Genomic DNA, 25718 nt, shown 5'->3' with positions numbered 1-25718 from the left:
GGGCGAAGGCGGTCAGCGCCAGATCGGAGACGGCGCGGCCATCCCCGGTGACCATGTTGATGACACCGGGCGGCCGGTAGTCGGCGCGGTTCCATACGCCGCCCGGTAGTCGTGCACCGGGTCGTTGACCGGTGCGGGCACGTGGGTGATGGCGTCCATGGGAACCTCCGAGGGGCAGTCAGTGGCGCGTGGTGAACGAGCGCAGAAAGAAGGCGAGGTTCGCCGGGCGTTCGGCCAGGCGGCGCATGAAGTAGCCGTACCAATCGGCGCCGTACGGGACGTAGGCGCGGACCCGCTGCCCCTCGGTCACCAAGCGGCGCTGCTCAGCGTCGCGGATGCCGTAAAGCATCTGGAACTCGTAGGTGCCCGGGGACCGCCCGTACGTGCCGGCGAGCCGGACGGCCAGCTCGATCAGCCGGGGGTCGTGTGAGCCGATCATCGGGTAGCCGCCGCCGGCCATGAGGGTCCGCAGGCAGCGCGCGTAGGCCAGGTCAACGTCGCGCTTTTCCTGGTAGGCCACGGAGGCTGGTTCCTTGTAGGCCCCCTTGACCAGGCGCACCCGCGACCCCTCGACGGCCAGTGCCCGCGCGTCGTCCTCGGTGCGCAGCAGGTACGCCTGCAGGACGGCGCCCGTCTGCGGGAAGTCGCGGCGCAGCTCGGCGAGGATCGCCAGGGTGGAATCGACGGTGGTGTGGTCCTCCATGTCGAGCGTGACGGTGGTGCCGATCTCCGCGGCGGCCTCGCAGACCCGGCGGGCGCCCGCCAGCGCGAGGTCATGGCCCCCGGGCAGGCTCTGGCCGAACGCCGAGAGCTTCACCGAGACCTCGGCGCGCCCGTCCAGTCCCTTGCGGCCGAGCGCCTCCAGCAGCGCGAGGTACGCGTCGCGGTTGCGGCGGGCGTGAGCGGCGTCGGTGATGTCCTCGCCCAGGTGGTCGAGGGTGACCTCGATGCCGTCGGCGATGAGCGCGTCGACGGCCTCCAGTGCCTCGGGAAGCGTGTCCCCGGCGACGAAGCGGTCGACGACGAGCCGTGTCACGGGGACCCGGCTGATGAGCCGGCGCGTCCGGTCACTGCGCGAGGCGGCAAGCAACACAGGGCTCAGCACTGGCGACCTCCCAGGTCAAGCAGTGAATGATGATCCCCTCGAAGCTATGAGCCGGGCGGTGCGCCCGCCATCGACAACGGTCACGACCCTGACCGCCATGCCTTGTACACTTGTATGAAGTGAGCGATTACCAGAGCCTGGTGGACGAGGTGTCGGCCCTCCTCCAGGCGCCGGTGACTCTGGAGGACCGGGAGTTCATCCTCATCGCCTTCAGCTCTCATGAAGACGACCTCGACCCGGTGCGCACCCGGTCGATCCTGCGCCGCCGCTCCTCCCCCTCGGTACGTGCCTGGTTCGAGGGCTTCGGGATCGCCCGCGCGACGGGTCCGACGCGTACCCCCGCAGACCCCGCGGCAGGAGTCCGCGCACGGCTGTGCCTGCCCGCCCTGCATGAGGGCGTCGTTTACGGCTATCTCTGGGTGCTGGACGACGGCACCATCGACCCGGCCGATCCCCGCATGACCCAGGTGATGGCCCTGGCGGCCCAGGCCGGGCAGTTGCTGGCCGCCGACACCTGGAAGGCAGAGGCCGCGCCGCGAGCCTTCGCGCAACTGCTGTCGGATTCGGCCGCTGACCACGCCGAGGCCGCCCGGACCCTCACCGCGTTGCGGCATCCGGCATCGGCATCCGCGTCCGTCGCCGTCGTCTGGGTGAGCCCGGCCCCGCACTCCGTACCCGCCCGGCTCCCGGAGGGCGTTCTGACCCACCGGAGCCGAGACGGCCTGGCGCTCCTGGTGCCACTGCCCGACCTCGCCGGCACCGCTGCCGCACAAGCGATCGCCATCGGCCTGCTCGACTCGGTCAACGGCTCCACCGAGACTCTTGCGGGTGTGGGCGGCGCCAGGACGGACCTGCCCGATGCGGTCCACTCGTGGCGAGAGGCCCGGCTGGCCGTACGGTCGGCACGCGCCGAACCCCGCCTGGGACCAGTGGCCTGCTGGAACGAACTAGGCGCCTACCGGCTGATCGCCGCGCCGCCGATGGCGACATCCACGGCACCGCCCGCCGATCCGGCCCTGCTGCCGCTTCTGGAGCCCGCACGCGCCGAACTGCTCCGCACCGCGGAGACCTACCTTGACCAGGCCGGCCATGCCCAGCGCACCGCCGAAGCCCTGGTGATCCACCGGCAGACCCTGTACTACCGGCTGTCCAGGATCAAGGCCCTGACCGGCCTTGACCTGGACTCCGGAGCCGACCGCCTCCTGCTGCACCTGGCCATCAAGACCTACCGCCTGGCCACCGCCCCCGAAAGCCCTTCCGGCATCGCGAAGTCGAGCCCAGAATCCATGGCCGGGCCGATTGGCCCTGGCCGCGCCTCCGGATCGGCTGGCCGTCAACACGGTGCCGGTCTCGGCGGTGATTGATTTCGACGACATGCACGTTGGCATGGCTTGCTGGATCAAGTTCGGTGAAGCGGTCACGGACGGTGATCCAGAGCCGCTTGCCACCGACATTGTCGGCACAGCCTGTCACCATGGCCCGTATGACGACAACCGACGTCTTGGCTCCGTTCCAGTGGCTCAGCGTGTCCGAGAACGAGGGTGGCGGCCCGCTGGGCGTGATCTTCAGCGTGGCCTTCTTCCGCGGGCTCGATCCGGCGGAGGTGGTGCGCCGCTTCAGTCGCGGCGAGGGCTCCGGCCAAGAGTCGGACTTCGGCGGACTCAACGAGAAGGCCTTCGAGTTCGTCAACAAGACGGCAGGCGGGGATGGCGGCGGCTATGTGGGCGTCTTCCAGGCCGGCGAGTGGTGCGTGGCCATTGAGCCCTACGGCTGGATGGTCACGCTCCACGAGGTGGTGACCAAGCTGTCGCGGGGTTGCGAGGTGCTGGCGGTTACCCGGCACGACTACGCCGCCGAGCACAGCTTCGAGTACGCGATCGATGGCAGGATCGTCACCGGCTACCGGCTGCGGCACCCGTACGAGCGTTATGGCTCCGACCCTGACCGGCTCAACGGCTTCATGTTGGAGCTGGGCATGGGGCTGGACGAGCCGGAGAATGAGGCCGCCTGGGACGACAATTACGACACCGCCGTGCCAAGGGGCTTTGCCCTGGCGGCCAAGGTCACCGGAGTACCGTTCACGCCGGACATGCTCGGCCGCCCGATGCTGGTGGGCCCTATCACCGAAAGATGATCACCTTCCGCGACGGCACCGTGAGCCTCTGGGCTACACCGTCGGCGACACGCACAGTGACCCCAGCCCACCCCACCGCCCAAGAACACCGCTCGATCACCGGGCGCTGCCAGCATCAGCGCCGGGCGGCTCCACCGCACTCGGTGGGCGTGGTGATCTTGCGGTGGCGGCACTTGACCTTGACACAGTGACAAGGTCTTCACTGTGGCCAAGGAGGTGGACGATCATGCCAGAACAGGACACGGATACGATGAGAGCTCTCCAGGGGCTGGAGGCAAGCAGCTCTTCGGTGCGGCTGCGGGCAGCGCTGGCGGTCGGCACGGCCCCTGACGCGCGGTTCATCGGCAAGCTCATCGAACGATGCGCGATAGAGCCTGAATTCTTCGTGCGCGACATGCTGACGTGGGCACTCACCCGCCACTCATCGTCAGTGACGGTCCCCGCGCTTATCGATGAACTGCGCTCGGAGCGTGCGCAGGCACGAAGCCAGGCGTTGCACACGCTGTCCAAGATCGGGGACCGGCGGGCGTGGCCGGCGATCACACGGGCGCTGCTGACCGACGCCGACGACGAGGTGGCGCGGAGCGCGTGGCGAGCGGCGGTCGTGCTCGCGCCACAAGGAGAGAAAGCGGAGTTGGCCGCGGTGCTGGTGACACAGCTCGGGCGCGGCGGGCGTGAGACGCGGTTGAGCCTGAGCCGGGCGCTGATCGCGCTCGGTGAGGTGATCATGCCGATCCTGCACGCCGCGATGACGAGCCTCGACCCTCGCGTACGTCAGCACGCGATCGCTACGGAACGGCTGTCGCACAATCCGGATGCCGGATTCGAGTTCGCGATCGAGGAGGCGAAGCGCCTTATGGCCCTTGGCCCGGCCGGCCAGGAGGGGTGACAGGCAATTGTTGATCGGTGATGTGGCACGACGGTCCGGGGTCAGCGCCCGCATGCTCAGGCATTACGAGTCGCTCGGCCTGGTGCGGCCCACGGGTCGTACCGGCGCCGGCTATCGGGAGTACTCCAGCGAGGACATCCGGCGGATCTTCCACATCGAGAGCCTGCGGTCACTCGGGTTGTCGCTGCGTGAAGTCAAGCGCGCGCTCGATGATCCCGGCTTCCGGCCCTCGGAGCTCGTCGACGACCTCATCCGCCAGACGCGGGAACGCATCGCGAGTGAGACGGAGCTGCTCACCCGGCTCCGTCGGATCGGTGCCGCCGAACCCGCCGGCTGGGAGGACGTGCTGCAGATCGTTGCACTCCTGCACGCCTTGGGGTCGGAGAGCGCTGGGAAGCGCCAGCGCGCGGCCTTGTCCTCAGTTGAAGAGGGTCCGGTACCGGTGGAAGCACTGGCCGAGGCGGCGTTGAGCGAGGCGGACCCGAACGTCGCCGGAGCCCTTCGATGGGCTTTGGCGCAGTCGGGCGATGGTGGCTTGCCACTGCTGGCAGAGGGCCTTGGCTCACCAGTCGCCGAGGTGCGGAAACGTGCCGTCCAGTCCATCGCTGAAATCTCGAACGGCGAGGCGACCGCACTGCTGCAAGACGCCCTCACCAGCCGTGACATCGTGGTGCGCAGGTATGCGGCTCTGGCGCTCGGAGCACGGGGAGTGGCCGACGCCGTCCCGACGCTCATCGACATGATCGTCGAGGAGACCAACGACGCCGATGCGGCCGATGCGCTGAGCGCGCTGGCGAGTGATCCCGCGTTGGCTGAACAGATCGCCACCAGCCTCGTTGGCTGCCTCGCTGACGGCACCGTTGAATCGCCTGCACGTCGACGGCTGACACAAGCGCTAGCGGATATCCCGGGACTCACAGCCTCACGTGCCCTCGAAGATCTGTCCCATGACAAAGACCGTGCCGTTGCGCTTACTGCGACATACGTTCTCAAGCTTCGCGACGCACGTTAGCGAGTTGGGTCCAGCTGTCCCCGGAAGGCCAATCGGCCGGTAGCGCTGAAGGCGAGAGCCAACAACACGCGGACCGGTGCCCGCGTGTTGTTGGTGCCGGATACAGCCTCCACCAGCCACCGCACCGGCAGAAGGTCTCGGTCGACGGCGTTCGCCGTTTCGGCGATGGGGTCGGCGCCCGGCGGCTGCCGGCCGAGCGTGAGGCTGGATCCGCCCGGTGGCCTGGGAGTAGTCGACCTCGATCGAGACGGGCTTTCCAGCGGTCAGGCTCCGGGCACTCCATCTTGATCGAACCAGACCGCCGCGCGGTGGCGTCCCGGTATGGCAGAAACCCGAGTGCATCGACCCGTTCGGCAACCTGCACGAACAGACCGCAGCCAGCTATGGAATGCGTTCCCTTACAAGGTCCAGCACCTGGACAAATACCTCGAACGCACGATGATCGTCATGGGAGGGGTCGCCGCCGCGTAGCGGCCTCTCAGACGACGACGCGCCAGAAGGAATCACGGAACCCCCGCCACAGAGGGCATCGGTGTTCCCTTTCGGCGACCTGCATCCCTGACACATCAGTTACCGCTAGGGTCGGGCACGCCCCGAGACCCTACGCCGGGAGCTTCACATGTCCTTTCTGACCCGCGACTCTGCGACACCGTTCTGGCCGGTTCGATGACGCTGGACCAGCTCGCTGCATGGGCGGCCGGGCAAGCCGACGGGCTCGCCGCCCAAAAGGGGCTCCAGGACGATGGGGACCTATTCCTAGCGCTGCAAAACAGCAAGCTCGGCGAGGAGGCCGGCGAGCTGCAAGGTGCCGTACTCGCGTACCTCAATTACCAGCGCGACCACAAACTCGACGGCTTCAGCACCGCTGACGTCGCCTCCGAAGTCGCCGACGTGGTGATCTGCGCGGCGATCCTGGCGGCCCGTACGGGCGTCGATCTCGGCGCCGCTCTCGCGGACAAGATCGAGAAGGTCAGCCGGTACGTGTAGCCCTCCTCGCGGCTCGGACGGGAAGCGTCCGCAGGCCATGGCCCCGACGCTAACCGCCGAGCTCACGTACCGGAAGTCCGTCGTCGTGTCGCCGGTCCAACGTTCACCTGGTCGAGTATGTCGGGCTTGTTGGTGATGCCGTCCCACCGGTCGGCGGTGGTGGGCTTTGTCAGACGTCGGGCAGCTTGCCCAGGAGCCATCGGACGCTGTTGTCGCCGCCGAGCTGCGGGAAATGGGCGATGGCCTTGTCGCACAGGTCGATCAAGTGCTGCTTCTTGCCCGACGCGGGAAGCGATGGGTAGTACTCGAAGGTCGGGGCCATCTGCAGTTTCCGTTTGGCCATCTCGCCCGCCCTGGCGGGAGTGGCCACCATGATCTCGGCGGTGTTGGCCAGCACGCCCTGCATGGCCGACATGAAGAGCCGCTCGTACCCGTAGCGGAGACTGTTCTTGCCGGGAACGACATCGGTCGACGGGGTCTGGTAAAGCACGTCGATCAGGTGCAGCACGTAGCAGTACGCCGCGTTGAACAGGTTGCTGATGCTGGTGGCGGCGGCGTCGTCCCCGAATTGGAATGACTTGGGGTCGGTGGGGACCTTCCAGGTGGGACCGATCGGTTCGATCCCTTCGGCGATGCGCTGGAACTTGTGGAAGTGGGGCAGTTCATCGATGCCCGGCACGGGATAGAGGACATCGACCGGTACCGACGGCTTGGCGGGGTCGGCCCCTTCCCCCTGGTCGACGATCATCTTCAGTGCCTGCTGTGCGGTTGCCAGGTCCTTGACCAGCATGGGTTCCCCGCCGCCGTCGTTGTTCCAGTACGCGGCGACGTATTGGAGTTCAGGCTTGTTGCCCGCCCACAGGCTTTGGGGCTCTGCGGCGTCCAGCCGTTTCAGTCCGGTGTCGATCGACTTGTAGAACCGCCCGATGGTCGCGTACTGCCCCTTGGGAGGCGTGCCCTCGGCCGGTGGCGCGTCAGGGCGCTCGAACTCCATGAAGACGTCCCTGATGAGCCTCCTGTCGCATCTGCTCAGCCGCAGCAGCAGCGCTGGATGGCGGTGCAGCATGTATTCGGGGAAGTCGGGCACGAAGTCCTCATCGTAGAACCGCACCTGGTCGCCGAAGCCCAGGGCCACAAGGATGTTGCGTACCAGGCACAGGTGCAGCATTTCCTCGACGACGATGCTGCGGATCAGGCGGCGCGCGCCGGTGCCCGCCGCCCACCGGGAGTGGCCTTGTCCTGCGATGGAATACAGCGCGTACAGGTACATGGGAATCGTCTGGGTCTCCACGGCCGCGGCCTGGATCAGGTGGTTGCGCAGGTCCTCTTTGGTGGTGATGCCTTCGGCGGCATTGACCGGGAAGGCGTCCAGGATCGTCGCCATGGATCCGCTGGTGGAGGTAGAGGCGTTGCTCACGGGGAGGTCTCCTGACGGGTGCAGGCCGGACGGAGGGTGTGCTGGTCGGTGGGGCAGGACACGCGCACCCACCGTTGTGCGGTCCAGTGGCGCAGGTGGTGGCGGGCCTCGGCGAGGGCGACGCCGGCGGCCTCGGCCGCGTGTGCCAGGGACGCTCCTTGCGTGAGCGCGTCCAGCAGCGCGAACGTGCCGGGCGTGATCGCGGTGGTGAGGACGCGGTAGTCCTGCCGGAACAGCACCAGGTGCGCCGGGTCGGGAACGGGCGGTGCCGGGCGTCGGCCTTTCCCGACGTCGGCGTGGTAGCTGTGCACTGGCGCGCAGACTCTTAGTAGGCGTAGGCACGGTGCCGGTGTCACCGTCGCCTCACCAGTGTCGATCTGGTGCTGGGCAAGCGGCGGCGGGGGCCGGTCTGGTCGGCCTTCCAGACCCGGACCGTCCGCGACTTGCGCGAAGGCATGTTCGTAGCGGACCAGGTCGATCATCACGTCGATCCATGCTTCGCGCAGTGCGGGCGGCATGTCCCGGTCAGGCCGGTGGGCCGACAGGTGGTCGGCCAAGTCCTCGTTCAGCCGTGCCAGGGTGTACGAACGGGGAGGGTGCGACCGCAGATAGTCGGCGGCGAAGTCATCGAAGAGCTCGTCACCGAGCAGGACGCGCAGCGACGGATGGTGGTGCCGCATCGTCTCCAGCAGACGCGCCTGATAGTCGATCCGGTAGATGTCCAGGCACTGCTCGGCGGTCAGCCGCGCCGAGTCCGCCAGCATCCCGTGGGCTTCAGCCGGCGGAGGGATTTCGGCAGGCTCGGCGAAGGCTGCGATGGCGACGGCGTTCTGCAGCCAGTGCTGGACCGCTTCAAGCGAGGGAACGGAGACGGCGAGGGGTGCTCTAGCCACGGCGCACCGGCCCCTTGCGCGCGAACGAGATCGGAGCGACAGCCAGGTCGGTCTCACCCATGCCCAGCTCGCGCTCGCCTGCGCCCATGTCGTGCTCGCCTGGGCGCGGAGTGGACTTGCCTATGTACTGGTTGGCCTTGTGTAGCTCGGCGAGCAGTTGCGGGAAGGGCGGAAGGCGGTCGTCCCATTCCAGCAGCGTCGGGACGGGACCGCTCAGCGCTGTGGCGAGCCGGTAAAGCTGCCACACCGGTTCGGCGACGGGGCGGTCGTGGGTGTCGAGCAGATGGGTGCCGTGGTCGGCGTGGCCCGCCAGGTGGATCTGCGCGATCCGGTCGTGTGGCAGAGCCCGGATGTACTCCTCGGCATCGAAACCGTGGTTGGCCGCGGACACGAAGACGTTGTTGACGTCCAGTAGCAGCCGGCACCCGGACTCCTCGCACAGGCGCGCCAGGAACTCCCACTCGGTCATCGTCGAGTGGGCGAAAGCGGCGTAGGTACTGGGGTTCTCCAGTACCAGCGGGCGTTCCAGGACGTCCTGCACCGTGCGGATCCGGCGGGCCAGATGCCGCAGGGACGGTTCGGTGAACGGGATCGGCAGCAACTGGTGGCTGTTCACGCCGGCGACGCCCGTCCAGCACACATGGTCGGACACCCAGCGGGCCCCGGTGGCGGCGGCCAGGCGCCGCAACCGGCGCAGGTAGCCGATGTCCAGTGGGTCGGTGCTGCCGATCGACAGTGACACCCCGTGCATCACCACCGGATACCGCTCAGCGATCTGGTCGAGGGCATAGCGGGGGTAGCCGCCGGAGTCCATGAAGTTCTCGGAGATGATCTCGAACCAGCCGACCGGCGGCCACGCCGACACCACGTACGGCAGATGCGACGACCGTAGCCCCACCCCAAGGCCCAGGCGCTCCGACACCTGATGCACCGCCCGGTCGCCTGGCATGGCGCGCGACGCGGACGAGTGGACGGCCGTCACGTCTTCTTCTTCGGCTTGCCGGCGCGGCCGGTCTCATAGGAGGGCACCTGGTCGTCGGGGTATCCCTCGCCCGGCGATGGCCCGAAGGGGACGCCCGCCTCGTACATGCGATGCTCGAAGACCTTGCGCGCCCGCTTCCACACGCTCGTTCCGCGGAACGGGCCGGCGGCGTGCACCCGGCTGATATTGATCGGACTGGCGCAGCTGCCGGAGTAGCGGCACTGCTGGGCGGCAGGCATGGCCTGCTCGGCATCATGCCCGGTGTATCCGCAGCCGCCTTGGCCGCGGCACTCGTTCGCGCCGTGGCACTCGTGGAAGACCGTGGCGCACTGGCCCGTGCCGGCCATCCAGCCCGAACCGTCGCGCCCCTGCCCCTTGCAGGAGTTCAACCCCATGCACACATGCAGTTCGTGGGCTTTGGGGTCCTGTCCGGGCGTGGTGGTGTGGGGCCGCGGCTTTCTCTCCTGCCCCTTCTTCTGTTCTCTCTTGCCCTGCTTGCCGCCCTCGACGAACGAATCGGTGTCGTCGACGAACAGCCGTGGGTCGGGTCCCGTGGGAGGGGTGGTCATCATCCAGCCTTTCGTCATGCCATCAGGTCGCGATGAGGCGCCTGTTCGCGGCGCGCCGCCGAGTGGTGGGCGGGTCAGCCCGAGAAAACAGGGGCGCAGAAGAAGCCGATGATCTGGTCGGGCAACTGCGCACGTCCGGACGGGTAGTTGTCACGCTGCTTTTGCTGGCACGCGAGCGCGGGACCGGAGTTCGTACGCGACTGGATCAGGAAGCTGCCACGTACCTCGCCGCTGACCGGGGCGCCGTTGGAGGCGGCACAGTTCAGCCATCCCCAGCCTTTGTGCTTGACACCGGCGACGGTCTGATCGCAGGTGTACGTGGGGACGGGGAAGTCGGAAGGGCCGGCGGCGTGGACGGCGGGTGATGTCGCGGTGACTGCCAGGGCGACGGCGGCGGCAGCGATGACGGCACGAAGCGGGGGCACCTGTGCTCCTCAAGTCGGGGTACCCCCTGAAAATTCCCAACTCTCCGTAGCCGGAAACGACAGTAAGTAACGACCACGAGGAGACCGTCAGCGCCACCACCGGCAAGCTGCCCCTGAACCCACGAAACGGTTGATGATCAAGGCCGTGCCTCATCGGCCGGAAGGTGGAATCGCACGGCCGAGGTCCATGGCGAAGTGGTTGCGGGTGCCGGCCGAGATGACCATGAACGGGACACCGTGCCGCGCCGCCACGCCGGCGACCAGTGCCGGAATCCTGCTGACCGGGGCCGCCCTTGTCGGCGCAGGCGCCCTCGTCAGCCTGGCCGGCGTCGCGCTCACCGGCTCGGCACTGCTGGCAGGCACCCGACGTTGGATGCACCAGATGGACGTGCCGCCACGTGAACTGGCCAAGCAGAAGCTGCTCAAGGCCAGGGCCGCCACAAGCGCGGGAGTCGATGCCTGGCAGAACAGCAGCACCCCCGTCCACCGACTCCAACGCTCATAAGCCGTCTTCGACTGGAGAGCCCGCCGTTCAGCGTCCCGCCCTGTCAGGCTGGGACGCCAACGGTGCCGCACACAAAAGACCGCCTCGTCAACCACGGCCTGGGTCCCCCGGCCGCCCCTCAGGCGTCCGGCCAGCGCGAACGCGGCCGTGGTGGTCGCACCGATGGCGTCACGGCCCTCGTTCAAGCAAGGCCGATCTGCTCCATGTCCGGCAGCGGCCCATCGGGGGTACTGTCGCCGCGCCGGTAGGCAAACGGCGGTTAGAACTCCAAACGGACCCCGCCGTCCTGCAGCCGGTGAAACCAGCCGACGCCGTCACCGCCGTTGTAGCGGTGCGCCACGATCCGCGTGCCCGCCGACACCGCAGCAACCGCCTCCGCCGTGACACCCGGATGGCCGTTGACCTCCAGCGCCAACGTCCACCGTCCGCCAGGCCCTGCCACCGTGGTCACGCCGATGAACTGCCACCCCTCATAGTGCGCGCCTCCCAGCAGCCGAATGAGGTCTCAAATCAGCGGTGATCAAAATCGATGAGAAGTAACTCCGCCTGTGGATCAACCCCGGGCTTGGCGTGCCTCGATGGCCTGGGTTGCGTAGCGTTGGCCATGCGGCGACCTCTGCCGCCGACCGCCCAGGGAAACGTCAGACATCGCGAGTGGCGTGGAGGCCACTCTCACCGGTCGGGCGGTCCTGGAGGGACTGTGTCCGGTATTGCCGTACCCACTCCCCTGCGGCCGGCAGGGCCGAACCTCGTCGCGGACTGTCTTCCGGTCCGTTCCCGCAACGACTCCTTCGTCGCGGCCACGCTTCTTTTCAGCTCGAACGAGGAACTGGACTCACTCCGCGAGAAGTGGCGAGCGACGCACGCGGTTCGTCGCCATCGCGACCTGGTCGTCTGCGCGTCCCTAGGCGCTGACTCCGGCACGAGATGGTGAACCTCAGGAGCCGACCGCCACCCAGCCGGCTGCTCCAGCAGCGCGTCCGCCTGTCGAGAGGAGTCCATGCTCCTGATTCGGACCAGACGTCATCCTCACAGCGAACCGGTGGGTGGCAGTTCACCGTCATTAGGATTCGGGCCCGGTACCGGCCGCAGGGCTCGGCGACGCCTCAAAGAAGGCGCCCGCATCGTCGTCAGGGACAATGATCAGATGACGAAAAGGCGCGGCCCCGCCCCCAAGTGGAGGCGTGAGCAGTTCGAGGGAGTACCCGGCTCACCCGAGGTCTCGATCTGGCATGTCCCGCCCCGGATGCCGCTGCGCATCACCCAGACCGACATCTACCGCGACGGCGGCACCGCGATGATGACCGTCAGGGACTCTGCCGATCAGCAATGGACGTTCTGCTTCGACAGATTCCTCGGACGTCTTTGCACCGGTGCCCACCCCAACGAGGACGACGCGGCGTTCATCCGCCCCGGCAGCCAGCTCGAAGCCGACCTGTTCACCGTCATGGCCAGGACGGTCCAACACCTCACCCACCGCCCGACCCCCTTCTCACCAGCACCGCCCGACCACGCCGCCCTCCACCACCTCCCAGACATCTACGCACGAGCCCTCGTGCACTCCGGACAACCCCACACCAGGCAAACAACCCGGGACTAGCCGCATGCTCCTGGACTGCTACCTCACGCGTTCCTGAACTGGCAGGGATCTCGGCCTCTTGCCGCCAGGCCGACCTGGACGCCTGGCAAGTCGATCATCACGAGCGCGGCCGACTGGCAGTTCGGGGCTTCCTCCTCTGGGCCATGAGCACCGGCTCCATGCCGCGGCTGAGTCTGCCGAAGCTCCCATGAGTCAGCATCGGCGCCTGGCGCTCCTCCGCCGGGCAGCGACCATGATGACGCACCGCTCCAAGTGAGGGTCGCGGCCTTCTTCATGCTCCTCTACGCCAGCCCATCACCCGTATCACCAGGGTGAGCACCGATGACGTCCTCACGCAGGACGGCGAGGTGTTCCTCCGTCTCGGCGACCCGCCCACCCGGGTCCCCGAACCATTCGCCACGCTGCTCATGGAGCAGGCCGCGAACCGCACGAACATGAGCACTGCTACCAACCCCGACGCCCGCCGGCTGTTCCCCGGCTCCGCCAGACTCGCCGCTCTCCGCCAGCCCGTCATGCAAGCACCCGCACCGTCATTGCGCGCTCATTCGGCTACTTCGACAAGACCCTCACCCGGGTGGGCGCCGAGGCCGGCGGGACCTGGAGCCGCTACGCCAACGGCGACCACGCCAAGTGAACGCCGAGAAGGCTCCACCACCGAATACGCGCTGAACGATTACGCGAGCTCACCAGCACGGCACCAAGGCAGGCGACTGTGGGGTGGTGGGGCCGGACAGAGCTTCTGTCCGACACTCGTTCGTGCTCGCCCCGCCGAGGAAGACCTGCCGGCTCTGGCATGCGAGCGGTTCGGCCACCGTGAACGGCTGGCGACACTGACCACCGCGGTCGCCGGCCTGGCTAGGACACGTTCGGGAACGGACGGCCGGGCCGGTCTCGGCGTTGCTCAGGTGAGATCGCTGGCTTTGTTGAGCAGGTAGCGCTGTTCGACCTGGTTTGCGGTCAGGTCGGCTGCCTGACGGTAGAGCGCGGCTGCCCGCGTGGTGTCGCCGGTCATCTGGAGCAGGTGGGCGCGGACCGCGTGTTCCCGTTGCCTGGTGAGCGGGTGCTGGTCCAGGTGGTGGCGTTGGTTGAGATCGTCCAGGAGCGCCAGGCCGCGGGCCGGTCCGTGGGCGTGGGCCACCGCCACCACGCGGCTTAGTTGGACCGGTGCGGTGGGGGTGAGCCGTTCGAGCCACAAGTACAGCATGGCGATCTGAGCCCAGTCGGTCTGGTCGGGTGAGGCGGCCGCGGAGTGCACGGCGGCGATCGCGGCCTGGAGCCGGTAAGGGCCCGGCTGGTCGCGGTTCCAGACGCCGTCGATGAGAGCGGTGCCCTCGTCGATCAGGTCGTGGTCCCACCGGGTGCGGTCCTGCTCGTCCAGGGGGACCAGGTCACCGCCGTCGGTGCGGGCGGTACGCCTGGACTCGGTGAGCAGCATCAGTGCCAGCAGGCCGGTCACCTCGGCGTCGTCGCCGAGCGTGGCGTGGAGCATGCGGGTCAGCCGGATGGCCTCGCGGGTCAGGTCGACACGGGCGAGCCGGTCGCCGGTGGTGGCGGTGTAGCCCTCAATGAAGATCAGGTAGAGCACCCGTGTCACGGCGGTCATACGGCTGTCGCGGTCGGCGTCGGTGGGTGGCGTGAAGCGGGCTCCGGCGCGGGCCAGCCGCTGTTTGGCGCGGCTGATCCGCGCGCCCATGGTGGCCTCGGTCGTGCCGTAGGCGTGTGCGATCTCGGCGGTGGTCAGGCCGCCCACCGCGCGCAGCGTGAGCGCCACCTGGGAGGTGGGGTCCAGCGCGGGATGGCAGCACAGGAGCAGCAGGGTCAGGCTGTCGTCGGTCTCGCGTGCGGGGTGTGCCCGGCGCTCGGGTCCTTGCATGGCCAGCTGGGCCACCCCGGCCTGCTGCTCACGGCGGTGGCGGGCCTGGTCGGAGCGGAGCAGGTCGACCATGCGCCGGTATCCGACGCGGATGAGCCAGCTGCGCGGGTCATCTGGGAGGCCCTCGGCCGGCCAGGTCTGGCTGGCGGTCAGCAGCGCCTCCTGCACCGCGTCCTCGGCGATGTCAAAGCGGCCGAAGCGGCGGACCAGCGCGCCGAGCACCTGCGGCGCCTCGGTGCGCAGCAGGTGCTCGACCTCGGGGGTCACGCCGCGAAGTCCTCACCCATGATCGGACGGATCTCGATCGGTTCGCCCAGCGCCTCGACGATGCGTGCGGCGATCTCGACGGCGCGCTCCTTGCCGACCACGTCGATCACGGCGAAGCTGGCCAGGACCTCCTTGAGCTCGGCGAACGGACCGTCGGTGGCGACCACCTTGTCACCGTCGCGGTGGACGGTGGTGCTGACCGCCGGGTGTCCCAGCCCCTCGCTGGACACGAACTCGCCCGAGGCGATCAGCTCCCGCTCCAGCTTCTGGTAGGTCGCGAAAGCGGCCAGCGCGTCCTCGGAGGGGACGTCGGCGGTGGCGGCGTCCCACGCGGCGGCCGGAGTGTAACCGAGCAGCAGGTATTTCATGGTGAATCCCCTTGTTGATCGTCGCAGGCTACGTTATGGCCGTGTCAGACGCCGCGCCGCAGCGACACCGCCAGGACGGTCGTCCAGGTGAAGGCGACCAGGCGTTCACGGCGATCTGGATGCTCATGTAGTCGGGCGACATCGGCACCAGCAGCACCAGCGCGGCGACCGCGCTCAGCACGGCGGGCGCACCGGACGGTCATCACGATGGCCGCCTGGTGAAGATCCCGGCCGCCACCAGCCCGGCGCCGAAGATGCCCACCAGGATCGGCAGCGCCCGACACCCTCGGTGAGCGTGCGCCTGACACCGACGGCCAGCGCCAGCGCCCCCGGCTCCGCCAGGACAAAGGTCATCCGCCCCAGGTCACCGGTGGACAGCTAGCTGATGGGGTGCCGGGTGATGTCGAAGCCCTCACGGGTGAGCATCTGCGCGATCGCCGAGGCGAGGAAGAACGGCCCGGCCAGCGCTCCGGCCAGCGGCAGGCGTACGGACGTCTGAACGGTCCTGCGGACGGGAACGGCGGTGGTGGCGATCATGACGTTCTCCTGTGTCGGTGGGTTCTCGCTCGCTACCTCGGACCCGGATCGCGGTTCTTGACGTCGGCTGAATGTGATTCAGAACACACTGATTTGGTGTCAAAGCCCGGCAGGGGTCTCCGAGGTACCAGCAAGCACCCCACAGAGGAGGACAACATGATCGAGACCCAGCAGCCCAGTCCCGAAGTGAAGGCCCTGGACCGTCTGGTCGGAACCTGGAACGTCACCGGCGGCGCGGAGGGGAAGGTCCGCTACGAGTGGATGCCCGGCCGGTTCTTCCTGGTCCAGCACGTCGAGCTCACCCAGTTCGGCGAACCGGTCACCGGCATGGAGATCATCGGCAACCTGCGCCCGTTCGGTGAGCCGACCGGGACGGACGTGGTGTCGCGGTACTACGACTCGGCGGGCAACACCTTCGACTACGTCTACGAACTGGAGGGCGACAAACTGACCATCTGGGCCGGAGCCAAGGGCAGCCCGGCCTACTTCGAGGGCACCTTCAACGCCGACGACACCACGCTCACCGGCGAGTGGGTCTACCCCGGCGGCGGCGGGTACGCCTCCACCGCGACCCGCATCTGATCGAAGGAACCGATCTCTCGCCCACCTCAAACGAACACACGGTAGCGGCGAGCCGTCCCGAACGGCTCGCCGCTACCAGCCTGGCCAGCTGGTAGCAACCACGCGGGCCTTCAGAGTGTGCACTACAGTCGTCCAACCCGCCGCTGGGCGGCGGAACGCACCTTCGGCTGGCGATGCTGCACCGCCGGCTCGCGCGCGACCACGAAGCCCTGCCCGCCCGCTCCGAAGCCATGATCCACCTCGCCGCCATCGACTTCATGAGCCGACGCCTCACTGGTCAATCAACCCCACCTGGCGCTGCACCTGACCGGACTCTGCGGACCAAACGCCCTGTAAGGGCATTCCCGGTCGCTGGTGCGGGCGGCGAACGACGGTTCGCCGGTGCGAATCCCGTCGGCGACGCTGATTGAGCAATTTTCCGTATGGCCTCGACAAGCCCCCTCGGCTCATGCTCGCTGTATCGCGACTGGTCGGGGGGTCTGTATGCCTGCTCTCGGAGCGCATGCCGTGGTGTTGGGAGCCGGAATGGCCGGGCTTCTGGCAGCGCGTGCACTCGTGGAGTCCTACGACAAGGTGACCGTGGTCGAACGGGACCTTCCGCTCGCCCACGGTGAGGCCAGGCGCGGAGTCCCCCAGGGCAAGCACGCGCACCTGCTGCTGGCCCGCGGAAAACAGCTGCTTGAGCAGATGTTCCCAGGCATCACCGACGAACTGGTCGCGGGCGGGGCCGTCGCCTTCCCCGTACTGGAACAGTTCCGTTCACAGGTCATCGGCCGCGACGTGCGCCGCGGGCACGTTGGCGAGTTCGTCTCAATGACCCGCCCGTTCCTCGAAAGCCACGTTCGCCAGCGCATGCAGGTACGCGGCGTCACGTTCCTCGACGGCCACGACGCGGTGGGCCTGGCCGCCACCGACGGGCGCGTGACCGGAGCGCGGGTGGACGACGGCCACGGCGAACGGGTGCTGGACGCCGACCTGGTCGTGGACGCACTGGGCCGAGGCGCGCGCAACGCCGCGTGGCTGGCCGAGCTCGGCTATCCCGCCCCGCCCACCGACGAGCTCCACGTCGACATCGGATACTCATCGAGGCTGTTGCGCACGCCCCACGACGCGCTCGGGCCCGACAAGGCCATGCTGATCGGCCCGAAACCCGGCCTGTCACGCGCCATGGCGCTGTTCAAGGTCGAGGGCGACTCCCGATGGCTCCTGACACTGGTCGGGTACGCGGATCACCCGCCGACCGACGACGAGGGTTTCATGGACTTCGCTCGTACGGTGGTCCCCGACGAGACGTTCGCCATGCTGAAGGAGAGCGAACCGCTGAGCGAGATCCGGCGATTCCGGTTCCCGACCAGCCGGCGGCGGCGCTACGACAAGCTCCGCTCGTTCCCCGAAGGTCTTCTGGTGGCGGGCGACGCGATCTGTAGCTTCAACCCGATCTACGGCCAGGGGATGTCCGTCGCCGCCATGCAGGCCGAAGCGCTCCGCCGCACCCTGGCAGGCGGTGACCACGACCTGGCCCGCCGCTACTTCCGCGCGGTGGCACGCCTGGTCGCGCCGGTGTGGCGACTGGCGGTCCAGGCCGACCTGGCGATCCCCGAAATCCAGGCTCCGCGCCCGCTGTCGTTCCGCCTCACCAACGCCTACGTTGAACGACTCCAGCGAGCCACATCACTGGACGAGGCGGCAGCGTCCCGGTTCTTCCGCGTGACCAGCCTCGTCGACCCGCCGAGCAGACTCTTCGGGCCCGCCATGGCCTGGCATGCCCTACGCACCCACAAGTAGTTGCAGACGCTCGCCCTCAACGACCTCATCGCCGAGTAGGCCATGAGCTTTGGCCAGCCGCGGTTCGTCCAGCGCAGCACAGCCCGGTTGGTCTTGGTCGTCGTATGGGGCGCTCGATCATACGCATGGAGCCCTACGCTAACCCTGGCCTGCAGGAATCCCTGGGCGCCTCCCCGGTGGGCATCGGAGCGCGGACATCATCAGAGTCGCTGAGCCAGGCATCAAGCGCCACAAGTTGCCCTACGGCGACGTCGCCGAGGCGTACCGGCTCCGGGTGACCGGCCAGCACCGGGCCGACCGACGCGGCGCGCCAGACAACGGGGTCGATGCGACCATGACACTCGTGCTCGCGCCGCAGCGAAGTGAACACGTTGCTTGCGCGGGCGGCGGCCCGGTCATGGGCGTCGGCGAGGTCACGTTCGCTCGCGGGCGAGGCCAGTGGCTGGTCTATGAGATCAGCAACCAGTCCACCGGTTACTGCCCCGACGTCACCTCCTGGACAGCGGTCGAGGCCGCCCTCGATCGCGCTGGCATCGACCATCCCCACGCCTTCACTCACCCGATCGAGTTCCGCCGCTGTCCGCGGTGCCGACAGCGCAACATCGTCAAAGACGATCACTTCGTCTGCGCTGTTTGCCAAGCACCACTGCCCAGCTCCTGGAACGTGGACGAACCAGACGACGAGGCCACCGGGTTCCTTCACGATGCTCCCAACTCGATGGCGACAAGGAACCGCCAGCCTTGACACGCTATGCCGGTCTTATCCCGCCGCGCCAGCCCGGCTGCCGGAAGCCCTGTACGTGCCGTGACCTGCGGTGATCGGTCCATTTGCGGCTCAGGACACGTTCGGGTGATGGACGCCGGATCGAAGGCCATGACGGTCTGGGGCGGCTGGGTGGAAGAGGTCACCGAGCATTGCCGGCACATACGGCGACGTCACTGAGGCGTACCGGCGCCGGCTGGTGGATGGCCTGCACGATCCGCGCTGACCGCCCCGCCGTAGCTGCGTAGCGGTCAACGGAGGCTTGCGGTCCTTCAGATTCCATGGCGCGGACGACGTCCTGGATCGCAGGCGCTTGATCGCCTTCAGCCGGGTCCGTGTGAATCGGTGATGTGCGTCAAGAGCCAGCTGGTGACGGCCCGAGCGGCGCCGGAGCACAGGCCGGTGATGGCGGCTCGGACGACCGCTATGCGTTGGGAAGGCGGCAGGGGCGGGCAGGCGGCGGCGGGCGCCTGCCGGAGCGGGGCGCTGGTGGTGGGCGCCTGCCGCGGCGGGGCGCTGGTGGGCAGCATGTCTTTGCGGTGCAGCTTGATGTAGTCGTGGTGCGAGGCGGCCAGGCGGCGGCTCGCAGCGCACAACCTGACTCGGTCGGCGGGCGCGCTTCGTAGCGCGTCGCGCAACGCGGCGGCCAGCGATTCAGGGTTGCGGGCTCGGCGATGTAGCCGGTGTCGGTGGTGACGAGCTCGGCGAGCTCTCCGGCAGAGGTGGCGACCACAGGGGCGGCTCCGGCGACGAATGCCTCCAGCGGGATGCGCCCGAACGGTTCGACTTCGACTCGCGATGGTACGACCACTGCGGCGAGCGTTGGATGGGGTGAGAGGACTTCGTAGGCCCGGTTCGAATGGTCAGAGTCCAGCATCCGCTCGCCCGGTGGTGGGCCGATGGGCGGTCGGCACGTCGAAGGTGCCCTGCGGCGCCGCTGATTCCGGATGCAGCGGCGCCGCAGGGCGCCGTGGCAGAGGTGGTCAGCTGGGCTGGCCGGTGGGCATGATGGTGACCTGCTGGAGGTTCACCCGTGGCGGCAGGCTCGCGATGAATCCGACGGTCTCCGCGACATCCTGCGGCGTGAGCCACTCCATCGTCTCTTTGGAGCCCTCCAACCACGCCCGCGCGCCCTCGTCGGTGACGTGGCCTTGCAGCTCGGTGCCGACGATCCCCGGCTCGATCGCCGAGACGCGCACGTTCCTGGCCCCCAGCTCGGCCCGCAGGTGCCGGGACAGGTGGGTGACGTACGCCTTGGTCGCGGAGTAGACGGCGAAGCCCGGGAAGATGTTCCGCGCCGCGATGGAGGAAGTGTTGATCAAATCGGCCACGCCGCGCGCACCCGCGGCCTGGACCAGCTGAGGGACGAACGCGCCGATCACGTTCATCAGACCCGTGATGTTGAGGTCGATCTGGCGCTGCCACTGGTCGGCGGCCAGCTCCTCGATGGGGGCGGGCAGCATGACGCCCGCGTTGTTCAACAGCAGGTCGGCACCGCCCGATTCGGCCGCGACCCGTTCGGCGGCGGCTCGCACCGCCGCGGCGTCGGTGACGTCGACCGCCAGCGCCAAGGCCTGGCCCCCGGCCTGCTCGATCCGGGCGACGAGGTCGCCCAGCCGCTCCGCACGCCGCGCCAGGACGACCACGTGTGCGCCCAATGCGGCCAGTCGCTCAGCCGAGGCCTCGCCGATTCCGCTGGACGCTCCGGCGACGACGGCCACACGGCCGCTGAGAGGGGTTGCTGCGTTCATGGTGCAAGCCTTCCGAGTCATCCGCGGCCCATCGCCGCGCTCCCTCACCAGCACACCGGCCGACGCGCCCTTCCAGAGCGCCCAACCGGCCCCTGACCAGGCAGGTAACCGCGAGGCAGGTACTGGCAGGACCACCCCCAGCGCACCTGCTCGCCCGCCCGACCCGCCACACTGGAGGGCATGGACCGCAGTCGCGAACTCGCCGACTTCCTGCGCTCACGCCGTGCCCGGATCACACCGGACCGGGCCGGGCTGCCCGCCGACGGCCGCCCCCGTCGCGTCTCCGGCCTGCGCCGCGACGAGGTCGCCAGGCTCGCCGGGGTCAGCACCGAGTACTACACCCGGCTGGAACAGGGCCGCGCCGGCCGCCCCTCACCCGAGGTCATCGAGGCGCTCGCACGGGCCCTCCAGCTCGACCCCGCTGAACGCGAACACCTCACCGACCTGCTGGCTCGTCCCACCCGCCGCGCTCCCATCAGCCCCCAGCGGGTCAGGCACGGCCTCCACCTGATGCTCCAGACCCTCGACGACGTGCCCGCCTTCATCCTCGGCCGCCGTACGGACGTCCTGGCCGCCAACCGCCTGGCCCGCGAGGTGCTGACCGACTTCGAGGCCCTTCCCGTACCGCAGCGCAACCTGGCCCGCTACTACCTGCTCGACCCCGAGGCCCGGACCCGCACCGGCGACTGGGAACGCATCGCCGCCGAAACCGTCGCCGTGCTCCGCCTGGAAGCCGGCCGCTATCCCGAGGACCGCCGGCTCGCCGACCTCGTCGGCGAGCTCACCCTGCGCTCGCCGGAGTTCAGTTCCTGGTGGAACGATCACCGCGTGCTGCGCCGCACGCACGGCACCAAGCTCTATCACCACCCCCTCGTCGGGGAACTGCACTTTCACTATGAGTCCCTCCAGCCTCCCGGCGACCCTGACCAGACCTTGTGCGTCTACAACGTCGAGCCGGGCTCCCCGACGGCCGAAGCCCTCCGGCTCCTCAACAGCTGGGCGACGCCCACCACCTCCCCTTGAAGCAGGGCCGCGGGCGGGCCGTGTCACACCAGCTCACACGAACGGAGGTCCGGGGACACCCTGGCCAATCCGTGACCGACGAGACGATCGACTGCGCCGGATCAGTGAAACCTGAGGCGAACGGGACCCGACATGATGCCCGGGTCACTGCGGGGACTGCCACATCCGAGAGGTCAACAGCCGTGGGAGCCGGGCGGCTGCCTGCGCGGGCTCGTCACCGGGTACTGCTCGCAACGGCGGATGCTTTATGCAGCCCAGTAACCAATTGGTGACGTCTGAACCAGTATTGGCGAAATGACAAGAGCGGGCCAACTGAGGTAAATGCCAGTAGTGTTGAACACTAAACCTGATGGCCGACTGCGGACATGACTTGTGGTTGTAGTCCTAGTCAACTCCTCCTAGCGTCGTGGACCTACGGATCTACACCCCCAACTCCAGGGTGAGGCCTTTAGCCATTAGGTCCACATGGGACGCGGGTCATAAGGCCGCGTCGCGTCATGCCAGGCCGCAGATCGCGGCAGGTGCACAGGAGGCAAAATGCTTACAGCCCGAGCAATTCACCGCCGTTCCTGGCGGATCATCGCCGTCTCGGCAATGGTATTGACACCACTCCTCGCGGCCGCTCCAGTCAAGGCGGCCGCGCCCCACCCAGTCGAGCCACTCGGCGGGTACCTGCTCATGATCTCACCTGAGGAGGCCGGCGGCGCGACCCGGGCGACGACACTGCTGTGCAGTCCCGACGGCGGTGGACACCCCAGTGCCGGTGCGGCATGTGCACAGCTCAGGAAGGCCGGCGACCGGATCAGCTCCATCCCTCGAAAGCCCGGCCCGTGCACGCTGGAGTACGCTCCTGTGCGGGCGAGCGCCCACGGCAGCTGGGCCGGCGCGCCGCGCCACTTCTCCAGGAGCTATCCCAACCACTGCGTGGCTCTACGTGAAACAGGCGGCATCGTCTTCGACTTCTGACCCGCTCCACGCCACGCAAAAAGGGAAGCCAGCCATGCTCAACCGAATCGCCGTCAGCACAATGACGGTAATGGCGGTATCATCGTCGCCCGCCCCCGCGCAATCCAGCCGACCGATCCCGGAGCAGGCCGACGTCATGGTGGCCTACGAGCGAACCGGTGGATTCGCCGGTGTGCGCGAGAGGATCACGGTGCACGACGATGGCAAAACTGTGGTCACCAGCGGCAAGACCACCGATTTCATCCTCACCACCGATGAATACCGCAGACTCCGCAACGCGCTCCGCAGCGTCACGACCACCTGGTCGTCGGCGTTCGGCTGCGACATTCCCGACCATTTTACCTACGCCCTCGCCCACCGCGATTGGCAGGCGGTCCGGTGCCACCGACTCCCTGACGACTGGCAACTCGCGGTCGCACAACTCGACGAACTGATCAGCCGTTCCAACTGGTAACCGACGAACGGCGCCGCCCCGACCGTGATCAACGGCCGGGGCGGCCCAGCCCCGGCATCAGGTGTCTCCATCAACCGACCTGACGCCCACTCGACTCTCTGACCTAGGCGGCACAGATAGGCCCCGGGCGGACATGCAGGCCGGCCGTGCTCAACCGAGATCGACATCCCCTTGCCCGCGGCCCTCTCCCCCTGCACCCGTGGTGACAGGCGACGGTGGGTGCGCAGGGGTATCAGCGGCCCTGCGTAGGCCGAACGTCGTCGGTGGCGGGCAGGTGCGCGGTGATCTCGTTGACGATCGCGGCATAGCGCCGAAAGAGGCGGGGTGCGGGGGACGCGGTGGGGCGCCGCAGCAGCTCGGCCCAGCAGCGGGCCACCAGCTCGCGGGCCTGCGCTCCGGGCCAGGGGCGGGGCAGTAGTTCGGGGGGCAGCAGCGGGTCGGGTTCGGTGGCGGTCGTGAACGCCGCCGCCAGCTCGATGGCGATGGCCAGCAGTTCCGGCTGCGCGAGCGGCTCGGGCGAGCTCAGCCGTTCCCACCGGTCGGCTGCCAGGGCGGCGAGCCTGTCGTGGCCTCGGGCGAGCTCGTCCAGCGGCCACAACCGGGCCGCCAGGTCGCGAGGCGCGGTGACACCGCCGACGCGCAGGTCGGCGCTCGTCAGGAAGGTGATGTGGTCGGTCACCTGGAGGCGGACGGCCTCCGCCTCGACGAGGTCCTCCCACGGGTTGGCGGTCACGTAGAGTCCGCCTTGCAACGGCGCGCCGCCCAGGTGGACGATCGCGTCGCGCAGGGCGTCGCGGGCCGGGCGCAGCGTCTCGGGAACGGCGAAGGCGACCAGGTGCCATACGCCGTCCCAGGGAGCCTGGTTCTGGTCTTGGGCGTACATCAGCCGCACGAACTCCACGTCGGGTTCGAGGGCCCGGCGCATGTCGTCGGTGGCGCGCAGCAGCGCCCGCCGTCCCCGTCCCTCCTGGATGAACCGTTCGTCGGCGACCAGCCGCCGCACGCACAGCCGTACCTGCTGGTCGGTCATGCCGAGCATCCCGGCGACGGTGTACAGCTCACCGGCGTCAATGGTCGCGTCCTCGCGGACCAGGCTCTCCACCAGTGAACGCGTGGAGACGCCCGCGCCCGGTTCCGGTTCCTGCGTCACCCTCTTCACCGTCATGCGTACGAGTGTAGTACGGTCGAAATAAAAACGATCGTATGGAGAGTGAACGAATTGAGGATCGGGATGCGCAAGGGCTCCCCCACCGCCGTCCGCCCACGGTGGTATCGGCGCCGCTGGGCGCGCTGGACGGCGGGCGCGCTGGCGACGGTGCTCGTGCTGGTCGCGGTCGCGGGAGCCTGGGTCATCCGGCAGAACACCTACGACCTGCGGGAAGAACGCGTGACCATCACCGGCGGCGCCTGGCCGCTCAAGGGCGTGCTGGCCTGGCCGAAGAAGGGCAAGGGGCCGTTCGGGCTGGTGGTCTTCGTCCACGGGGACGGGCCTGTCGACGCCACCCACGAGACGTTCTACCGGCCGATGTGGGAAGCGTTCGCCAAGGCCGGGTACGCCTCGCTGTCATGGAACAAGCCCGGCGTAGGCGGCGCCGAGGGCAACTGGCTCGACCAGAGCATGGACGACCGTGCCGCCGAGACCATCGCGGCGATCCGATGGGCCGAACGGCGCCCCGGCATCGACGCGCGCAGGATCGGGTTGTGGGGCGCGAGCCAGGCCAGCTGGGTCATGCCCAAGGTGGCGGTGCGCCTGCCGGAGCTGCGGTTCGTCATCGCCGTCTCCCCGGCCATCAACTGGCTGCGGCAAGGCCGGTACAACCTGATGGCCGAACTGGAGGACGCCGGAGCCTCACCAGAGAAGGTCCGTGCCGAGGTGGGACGCAGCGACACCACGCTGCGGCTGCTGCGCTCCGATGCGTCTTTCGAGCAGTACAAGGCCGCCGTCGGCGATGCCCGGGACATGACCGCCGACCGATGGCGGTTCGTCACCAAGAACTACACCTCCGACGCCGAACGCGACCTGGCCGCCATGCGCGTTCCCGTGCTGCTCGTCCTGGGCGGACACGACCGCAATGTCGACGTCGCCGACACCGAGGCCGGCTATCGCAAGGCGCTGCGCGCGCCTGGGCGACTGCAGACCCGCCGCTATCCCAACGCCACCCACAGCCTGGTCCGCAAGGAGCTGGAGGAGTCGCAACTCAAGCTGACTTTGGTCGCCATCGCCGCCCCGCGTTCACTGTCCGCCAAGGGCTTCCTGGACGATCAGCGCCGCTATCTGAGCGCCATCCGCTGACGTCCGCCAGGAGACCTTCCCAAGCCTGGAGCGAGCCACATGAACAAAGACACCGCGACCCACGCGGTCGCTACGGCGCCGCACGATGAGCGCGCAGGCGGGCCGCCGCCAACCACGCGAGGGAAAACGACGACGTTGCGGCGGCGGCCAGAGTGAGACCGAACCAGAACGCCGTCCAGGTGTCAGGGATCGGCACCAGGACGACCGGCGCGGCGAGATAGAGGGCCAGCAGGACGCGTGTCCGCCGTTCGATCGCGGCCTGGCGGCGCAGCCCGTGGACGGCCGCGCCCGGCCGCGCGATGCCCGCACGGGCCGGCCGCAGACCGGAGGCGATGACCCTCCGCCAGGTGCGGATCGCGGCGGCGAGCATCGCGATCAGCAACATCAGCCCGAGCACCTGGACCCACTCGGGCACGCGGGCACGGCCGGGCATGGTGACCGGCAACGTGAGCACAGCGAACAGCAGGGTGCCGACCCCCTCGACGACCAGCAGCCGGAACACCGGGGAGCCATCCGGAACGACGAGCACGCGGACCCT

At 68.6% G+C, this 25718-nt stretch carries 28 protein-coding genes and 1 pseudogene; 15 read left to right on the top strand and 14 right to left on the bottom strand.

What is annotated here, in order from left to right:
• Positions 1-178: 178 nt before the first annotated feature.
• On the bottom strand, positions 179-1105 hold the full coding sequence (locus ABD333_RS40480; RefSeq protein WP_344547933.1) for a proline dehydrogenase family protein: 927 nt from the start codon (positions 1103-1105) through the stop codon (positions 179-181).
• A gap of 119 nt (positions 1106-1224) precedes the next feature.
• Between ABD333_RS40480 and ABD333_RS40475 the strand changes: the two genes are divergently transcribed.
• The 5 genes from ABD333_RS40475 (at position 1225) to ABD333_RS40455 (ending at position 6127) form a co-directional block, all read left to right on the top strand.
• Entirely contained in the window at positions 1225-2469 is a 1245-nt protein-coding gene (locus ABD333_RS40475) for a PucR family transcriptional regulator (protein ID WP_344547932.1), read from the top strand.
• A gap of 119 nt (positions 2470-2588) precedes the next feature.
• Positions 2589-3239, top strand: a complete 651-nt coding sequence (locus tag ABD333_RS40470) for a DUF6461 domain-containing protein (protein ID WP_344547931.1) — start codon at positions 2589-2591, stop codon at positions 3237-3239.
• A 226-nt stretch (positions 3240-3465) separates the two neighbouring features.
• Entirely contained in the window at positions 3466-4128 is a 663-nt protein-coding gene (locus ABD333_RS40465) for a HEAT repeat domain-containing protein (protein WP_344547930.1), read from the top strand.
• A gap of 22 nt (positions 4129-4150) precedes the next feature.
• Positions 4151-5140: a MerR family transcriptional regulator gene (locus tag ABD333_RS40460; protein WP_425546962.1), complete on the top strand. Its 990-nt coding sequence runs from the start codon at positions 4151-4153 to the stop codon at positions 5138-5140.
• A gap of 666 nt (positions 5141-5806) precedes the next feature.
• Complete coding sequence (locus ABD333_RS40455; protein ID WP_344547928.1) at positions 5807-6127, top strand: hypothetical protein; 321 nt, start codon at positions 5807-5809, stop codon at positions 6125-6127.
• A gap of 169 nt (positions 6128-6296) precedes the next feature.
• Here ABD333_RS40455 and ABD333_RS40450 read toward each other — a convergent pair whose 3' ends face one another.
• From ABD333_RS40450 to ABD333_RS40430, 5 genes are all read right to left on the bottom strand, one after another.
• On the bottom strand, positions 6297-7544 hold the full coding sequence (locus tag ABD333_RS40450) for a ferritin-like domain-containing protein (RefSeq protein WP_344547927.1): 1248 nt from the start codon (positions 7542-7544) through the stop codon (positions 6297-6299).
• Positions 7541-8437, bottom strand: coding sequence for an HvfC/BufC family peptide modification chaperone (locus ABD333_RS40445; RefSeq protein ID WP_344547926.1), 897 nt, complete (start codon positions 8435-8437; stop codon positions 7541-7543). Before ABD333_RS40445 ends, ABD333_RS40450 begins: the two co-directional genes overlap by 4 nt.
• Entirely contained in the window at positions 8430-9419 is a 990-nt protein-coding gene (bufB, locus tag ABD333_RS40440; RefSeq protein WP_344547925.1) for an MNIO family bufferin maturase, read from the bottom strand. The genes ABD333_RS40445 and bufB overlap by 8 nt, the downstream gene beginning before the upstream one ends.
• Positions 9416-9991, bottom strand: a complete 576-nt coding sequence (locus ABD333_RS40435) for a hypothetical protein (RefSeq protein ID WP_344547924.1) — start codon at positions 9989-9991, stop codon at positions 9416-9418. Before ABD333_RS40435 ends, bufB begins: the two co-directional genes overlap by 4 nt.
• 71 nt (positions 9992-10062) lie before the next feature.
• Positions 10063-10413 carry a hypothetical protein gene (locus ABD333_RS40430; protein WP_344547923.1) on the bottom strand — a complete coding sequence of 117 codons (351 nt, stop codon included), beginning with the start codon at positions 10411-10413 and terminating at the stop codon, positions 10063-10065.
• A gap of 133 nt (positions 10414-10546) precedes the next feature.
• Here ABD333_RS40430 and ABD333_RS40425 point away from each other — a divergent pair, with 133 nt between their 5' ends.
• Entirely contained in the window at positions 10547-10918 is a 372-nt protein-coding gene (locus ABD333_RS40425) for a hypothetical protein (RefSeq protein ID WP_344547922.1), read from the top strand.
• Between the two features lie 259 nt (positions 10919-11177).
• Here ABD333_RS40425 and ABD333_RS40420 read toward each other — a convergent pair whose 3' ends face one another.
• A complete protein-coding gene (locus ABD333_RS40420; protein WP_344548035.1) occupies positions 11178-11408 on the bottom strand; it encodes a DUF6461 domain-containing protein in 231 nt (76 codons plus the stop codon).
• A 657-nt stretch (positions 11409-12065) separates the two neighbouring features.
• Here ABD333_RS40420 and ABD333_RS40415 point away from each other — a divergent pair.
• Positions 12066-12518 (top strand): hypothetical protein, encoded by a 453-nt coding sequence (locus tag ABD333_RS40415; protein ID WP_344547921.1) that lies wholly within the window; start codon positions 12066-12068, stop codon positions 12516-12518.
• Between the two features lie 901 nt (positions 12519-13419).
• Here ABD333_RS40415 and ABD333_RS40410 read toward each other — a convergent pair.
• The 3 genes from ABD333_RS40410 to ABD333_RS40400 form a co-directional block, all read right to left on the bottom strand.
• Positions 13420-14658, bottom strand: coding sequence for an RNA polymerase sigma factor (locus ABD333_RS40410; RefSeq protein WP_344547920.1), 1239 nt, complete (start codon positions 14656-14658; stop codon positions 13420-13422).
• Positions 14655-15026, bottom strand: coding sequence for a YciI family protein (locus ABD333_RS40405; protein WP_344547919.1), 372 nt, complete (start codon positions 15024-15026; stop codon positions 14655-14657). The genes ABD333_RS40410 and ABD333_RS40405 overlap by 4 nt, the downstream gene beginning before the upstream one ends.
• Positions 15027-15404: 378 nt before the next feature.
• Positions 15405-15563 carry a hypothetical protein gene (locus ABD333_RS40400; RefSeq protein ID WP_344547918.1) on the bottom strand — a complete coding sequence of 53 codons (159 nt, stop codon included), beginning with the start codon at positions 15561-15563 and terminating at the stop codon, positions 15405-15407.
• Between the two features lie 156 nt (positions 15564-15719).
• Here ABD333_RS40400 and ABD333_RS40395 point away from each other — a divergent pair, with 156 nt between their 5' ends.
• The 4 genes and pseudogenes from ABD333_RS40395 (at position 15720) to ABD333_RS40380 (ending at position 18675) form a co-directional block, all read left to right on the top strand.
• On the top strand, positions 15720-16145 hold the full coding sequence (locus tag ABD333_RS40395; RefSeq protein WP_344547917.1) for a hypothetical protein: 426 nt from the start codon (positions 15720-15722) through the stop codon (positions 16143-16145).
• Between the two features lie 138 nt (positions 16146-16283).
• Positions 16284-16435, top strand: a pseudogene (locus tag ABD333_RS40390) (IS5/IS1182 family transposase); the annotation flags it as partial.
• A gap of 193 nt (positions 16436-16628) precedes the next feature.
• Positions 16629-17930, top strand: coding sequence for an FAD-dependent oxidoreductase (locus ABD333_RS40385; RefSeq protein ID WP_344547916.1), 1302 nt, complete (start codon positions 16629-16631; stop codon positions 17928-17930).
• Between the two features lie 235 nt (positions 17931-18165).
• Entirely contained in the window at positions 18166-18675 is a 510-nt protein-coding gene (locus ABD333_RS40380) for a hypothetical protein (protein WP_344547915.1), read from the top strand.
• A 341-nt stretch (positions 18676-19016) separates the two neighbouring features.
• On the opposite strand, the gene ABD333_RS40375 is transcribed toward ABD333_RS40380, so the two are convergent.
• Both ABD333_RS40375 and ABD333_RS40370 read right to left on the bottom strand, forming a co-directional pair.
• The gene (locus ABD333_RS40375) at positions 19017-19289 is read right to left on the bottom strand and encodes a hypothetical protein (RefSeq protein WP_344547914.1); all 273 of its coding nucleotides are present in this window, start codon (positions 19287-19289) and stop codon (positions 19017-19019) included.
• A gap of 387 nt (positions 19290-19676) precedes the next feature.
• Positions 19677-20444 carry an SDR family oxidoreductase gene (locus tag ABD333_RS40370; RefSeq protein WP_344547913.1) on the bottom strand — a complete coding sequence of 256 codons (768 nt, stop codon included), beginning with the start codon at positions 20442-20444 and terminating at the stop codon, positions 19677-19679.
• A gap of 180 nt (positions 20445-20624) precedes the next feature.
• Here ABD333_RS40370 and ABD333_RS40365 point away from each other — a divergent pair, with 180 nt between their 5' ends.
• The 3 genes from ABD333_RS40365 to ABD333_RS40355 all read left to right on the top strand — a co-directional run bounded on the left by ABD333_RS40365 (position 20625) and on the right by ABD333_RS40355 (position 22887).
• The gene (locus ABD333_RS40365) at positions 20625-21467 is read left to right on the top strand and encodes a helix-turn-helix transcriptional regulator (RefSeq protein ID WP_344547912.1); all 843 of its coding nucleotides are present in this window, start codon (positions 20625-20627) and stop codon (positions 21465-21467) included.
• Between the two features lie 678 nt (positions 21468-22145).
• On the top strand, positions 22146-22433 hold the full coding sequence (locus ABD333_RS40360) for an SSI family serine proteinase inhibitor (protein ID WP_344547911.1): 288 nt from the start codon (positions 22146-22148) through the stop codon (positions 22431-22433).
• 34 nt (positions 22434-22467) lie between these two features.
• Positions 22468-22887 carry a hypothetical protein gene (locus tag ABD333_RS40355; RefSeq protein WP_344547910.1) on the top strand — a complete coding sequence of 140 codons (420 nt, stop codon included), beginning with the start codon at positions 22468-22470 and terminating at the stop codon, positions 22885-22887.
• A gap of 232 nt (positions 22888-23119) precedes the next feature.
• Here the strand turns inward: ABD333_RS40355 and ABD333_RS40350 are convergent, their stop codons facing one another.
• Positions 23120-24052, bottom strand: a complete 933-nt coding sequence (locus tag ABD333_RS40350) for a PaaX family transcriptional regulator C-terminal domain-containing protein (protein ID WP_344547909.1) — start codon at positions 24050-24052, stop codon at positions 23120-23122.
• Between the two features lie 45 nt (positions 24053-24097).
• Between ABD333_RS40350 and ABD333_RS40345 the strand changes: the two genes are divergently transcribed.
• Positions 24098-25180 (top strand): alpha/beta hydrolase family protein, encoded by a 1083-nt coding sequence (locus ABD333_RS40345; protein ID WP_344547908.1) that lies wholly within the window; start codon positions 24098-24100, stop codon positions 25178-25180.
• 70 nt (positions 25181-25250) lie between these two features.
• On the opposite strand, the gene ABD333_RS40340 is transcribed toward ABD333_RS40345, so the two are convergent.
• Positions 25251-25709: a hypothetical protein gene (locus ABD333_RS40340; protein WP_344547907.1), complete on the bottom strand. Its 459-nt coding sequence runs from the start codon at positions 25707-25709 to the stop codon at positions 25251-25253.
• Between the last annotated feature and the right edge of the window lie 9 nt (positions 25710-25718).

Source organism: Actinomadura fulvescens, assembly GCF_039533225.1.
Lineage (GTDB): Bacteria > Actinomycetota > Actinomycetes > Streptosporangiales > Streptosporangiaceae > Spirillospora > Spirillospora fulvescens.
This window is presented reverse-complemented; position numbering and strand designations above follow the sequence as displayed.

Excerpts from the sequence above, each read along its gene's own strand:
- ABD333_RS40435 (WP_344547924.1), bottom strand. The coding sequence starts at position 9,991 with ATGATGACCACCCCTCCCACGGGACCCGACCCACGGCTGTTCGTCGAC.
- ABD333_RS40350 (WP_344547909.1), bottom strand. The coding sequence starts at position 24,052 with ATGACGGTGAAGAGGGTGACGCAGGAACCGGAACCGGGCGCGGGCGTC.
- ABD333_RS40385 (WP_344547916.1), top strand. The coding sequence starts at position 16,629 with ATGCCTGCTCTCGGAGCGCATGCCGTGGTGTTGGGAGCCGGAATGGCC.
- ABD333_RS40355 (WP_344547910.1), top strand. The coding sequence starts at position 22,468 with ATGCTCAACCGAATCGCCGTCAGCACAATGACGGTAATGGCGGTATCA.
- ABD333_RS40370 (WP_344547913.1), bottom strand. The coding sequence starts at position 20,444 with ATGAACGCAGCAACCCCTCTCAGCGGCCGTGTGGCCGTCGTCGCCGGA.
- ABD333_RS40365 (WP_344547912.1), top strand. The coding sequence starts at position 20,625 with ATGGACCGCAGTCGCGAACTCGCCGACTTCCTGCGCTCACGCCGTGCC.
- ABD333_RS40400 (WP_344547918.1), bottom strand. The coding sequence starts at position 15,563 with ATGATCGCCACCACCGCCGTTCCCGTCCGCAGGACCGTTCAGACGTCC.
- ABD333_RS40455 (WP_344547928.1), top strand. The coding sequence starts at position 5,807 with ATGACGCTGGACCAGCTCGCTGCATGGGCGGCCGGGCAAGCCGACGGG.
- ABD333_RS40405 (WP_344547919.1), bottom strand. The coding sequence starts at position 15,026 with ATGAAATACCTGCTGCTCGGTTACACTCCGGCCGCCGCGTGGGACGCC.
- ABD333_RS40395 (WP_344547917.1), top strand. The coding sequence starts at position 15,720 with ATGATCGAGACCCAGCAGCCCAGTCCCGAAGTGAAGGCCCTGGACCGT.
- ABD333_RS40415 (WP_344547921.1), top strand. The coding sequence starts at position 12,066 with ATGACGAAAAGGCGCGGCCCCGCCCCCAAGTGGAGGCGTGAGCAGTTC.
- ABD333_RS40425 (WP_344547922.1), top strand. The coding sequence starts at position 10,547 with ATGATCAAGGCCGTGCCTCATCGGCCGGAAGGTGGAATCGCACGGCCG.
- ABD333_RS40360 (WP_344547911.1), top strand. The coding sequence starts at position 22,146 with ATGATCTCACCTGAGGAGGCCGGCGGCGCGACCCGGGCGACGACACTG.
- ABD333_RS40470 (WP_344547931.1), top strand. The coding sequence starts at position 2,589 with ATGACGACAACCGACGTCTTGGCTCCGTTCCAGTGGCTCAGCGTGTCC.
- ABD333_RS40465 (WP_344547930.1), top strand. The coding sequence starts at position 3,466 with ATGCCAGAACAGGACACGGATACGATGAGAGCTCTCCAGGGGCTGGAG.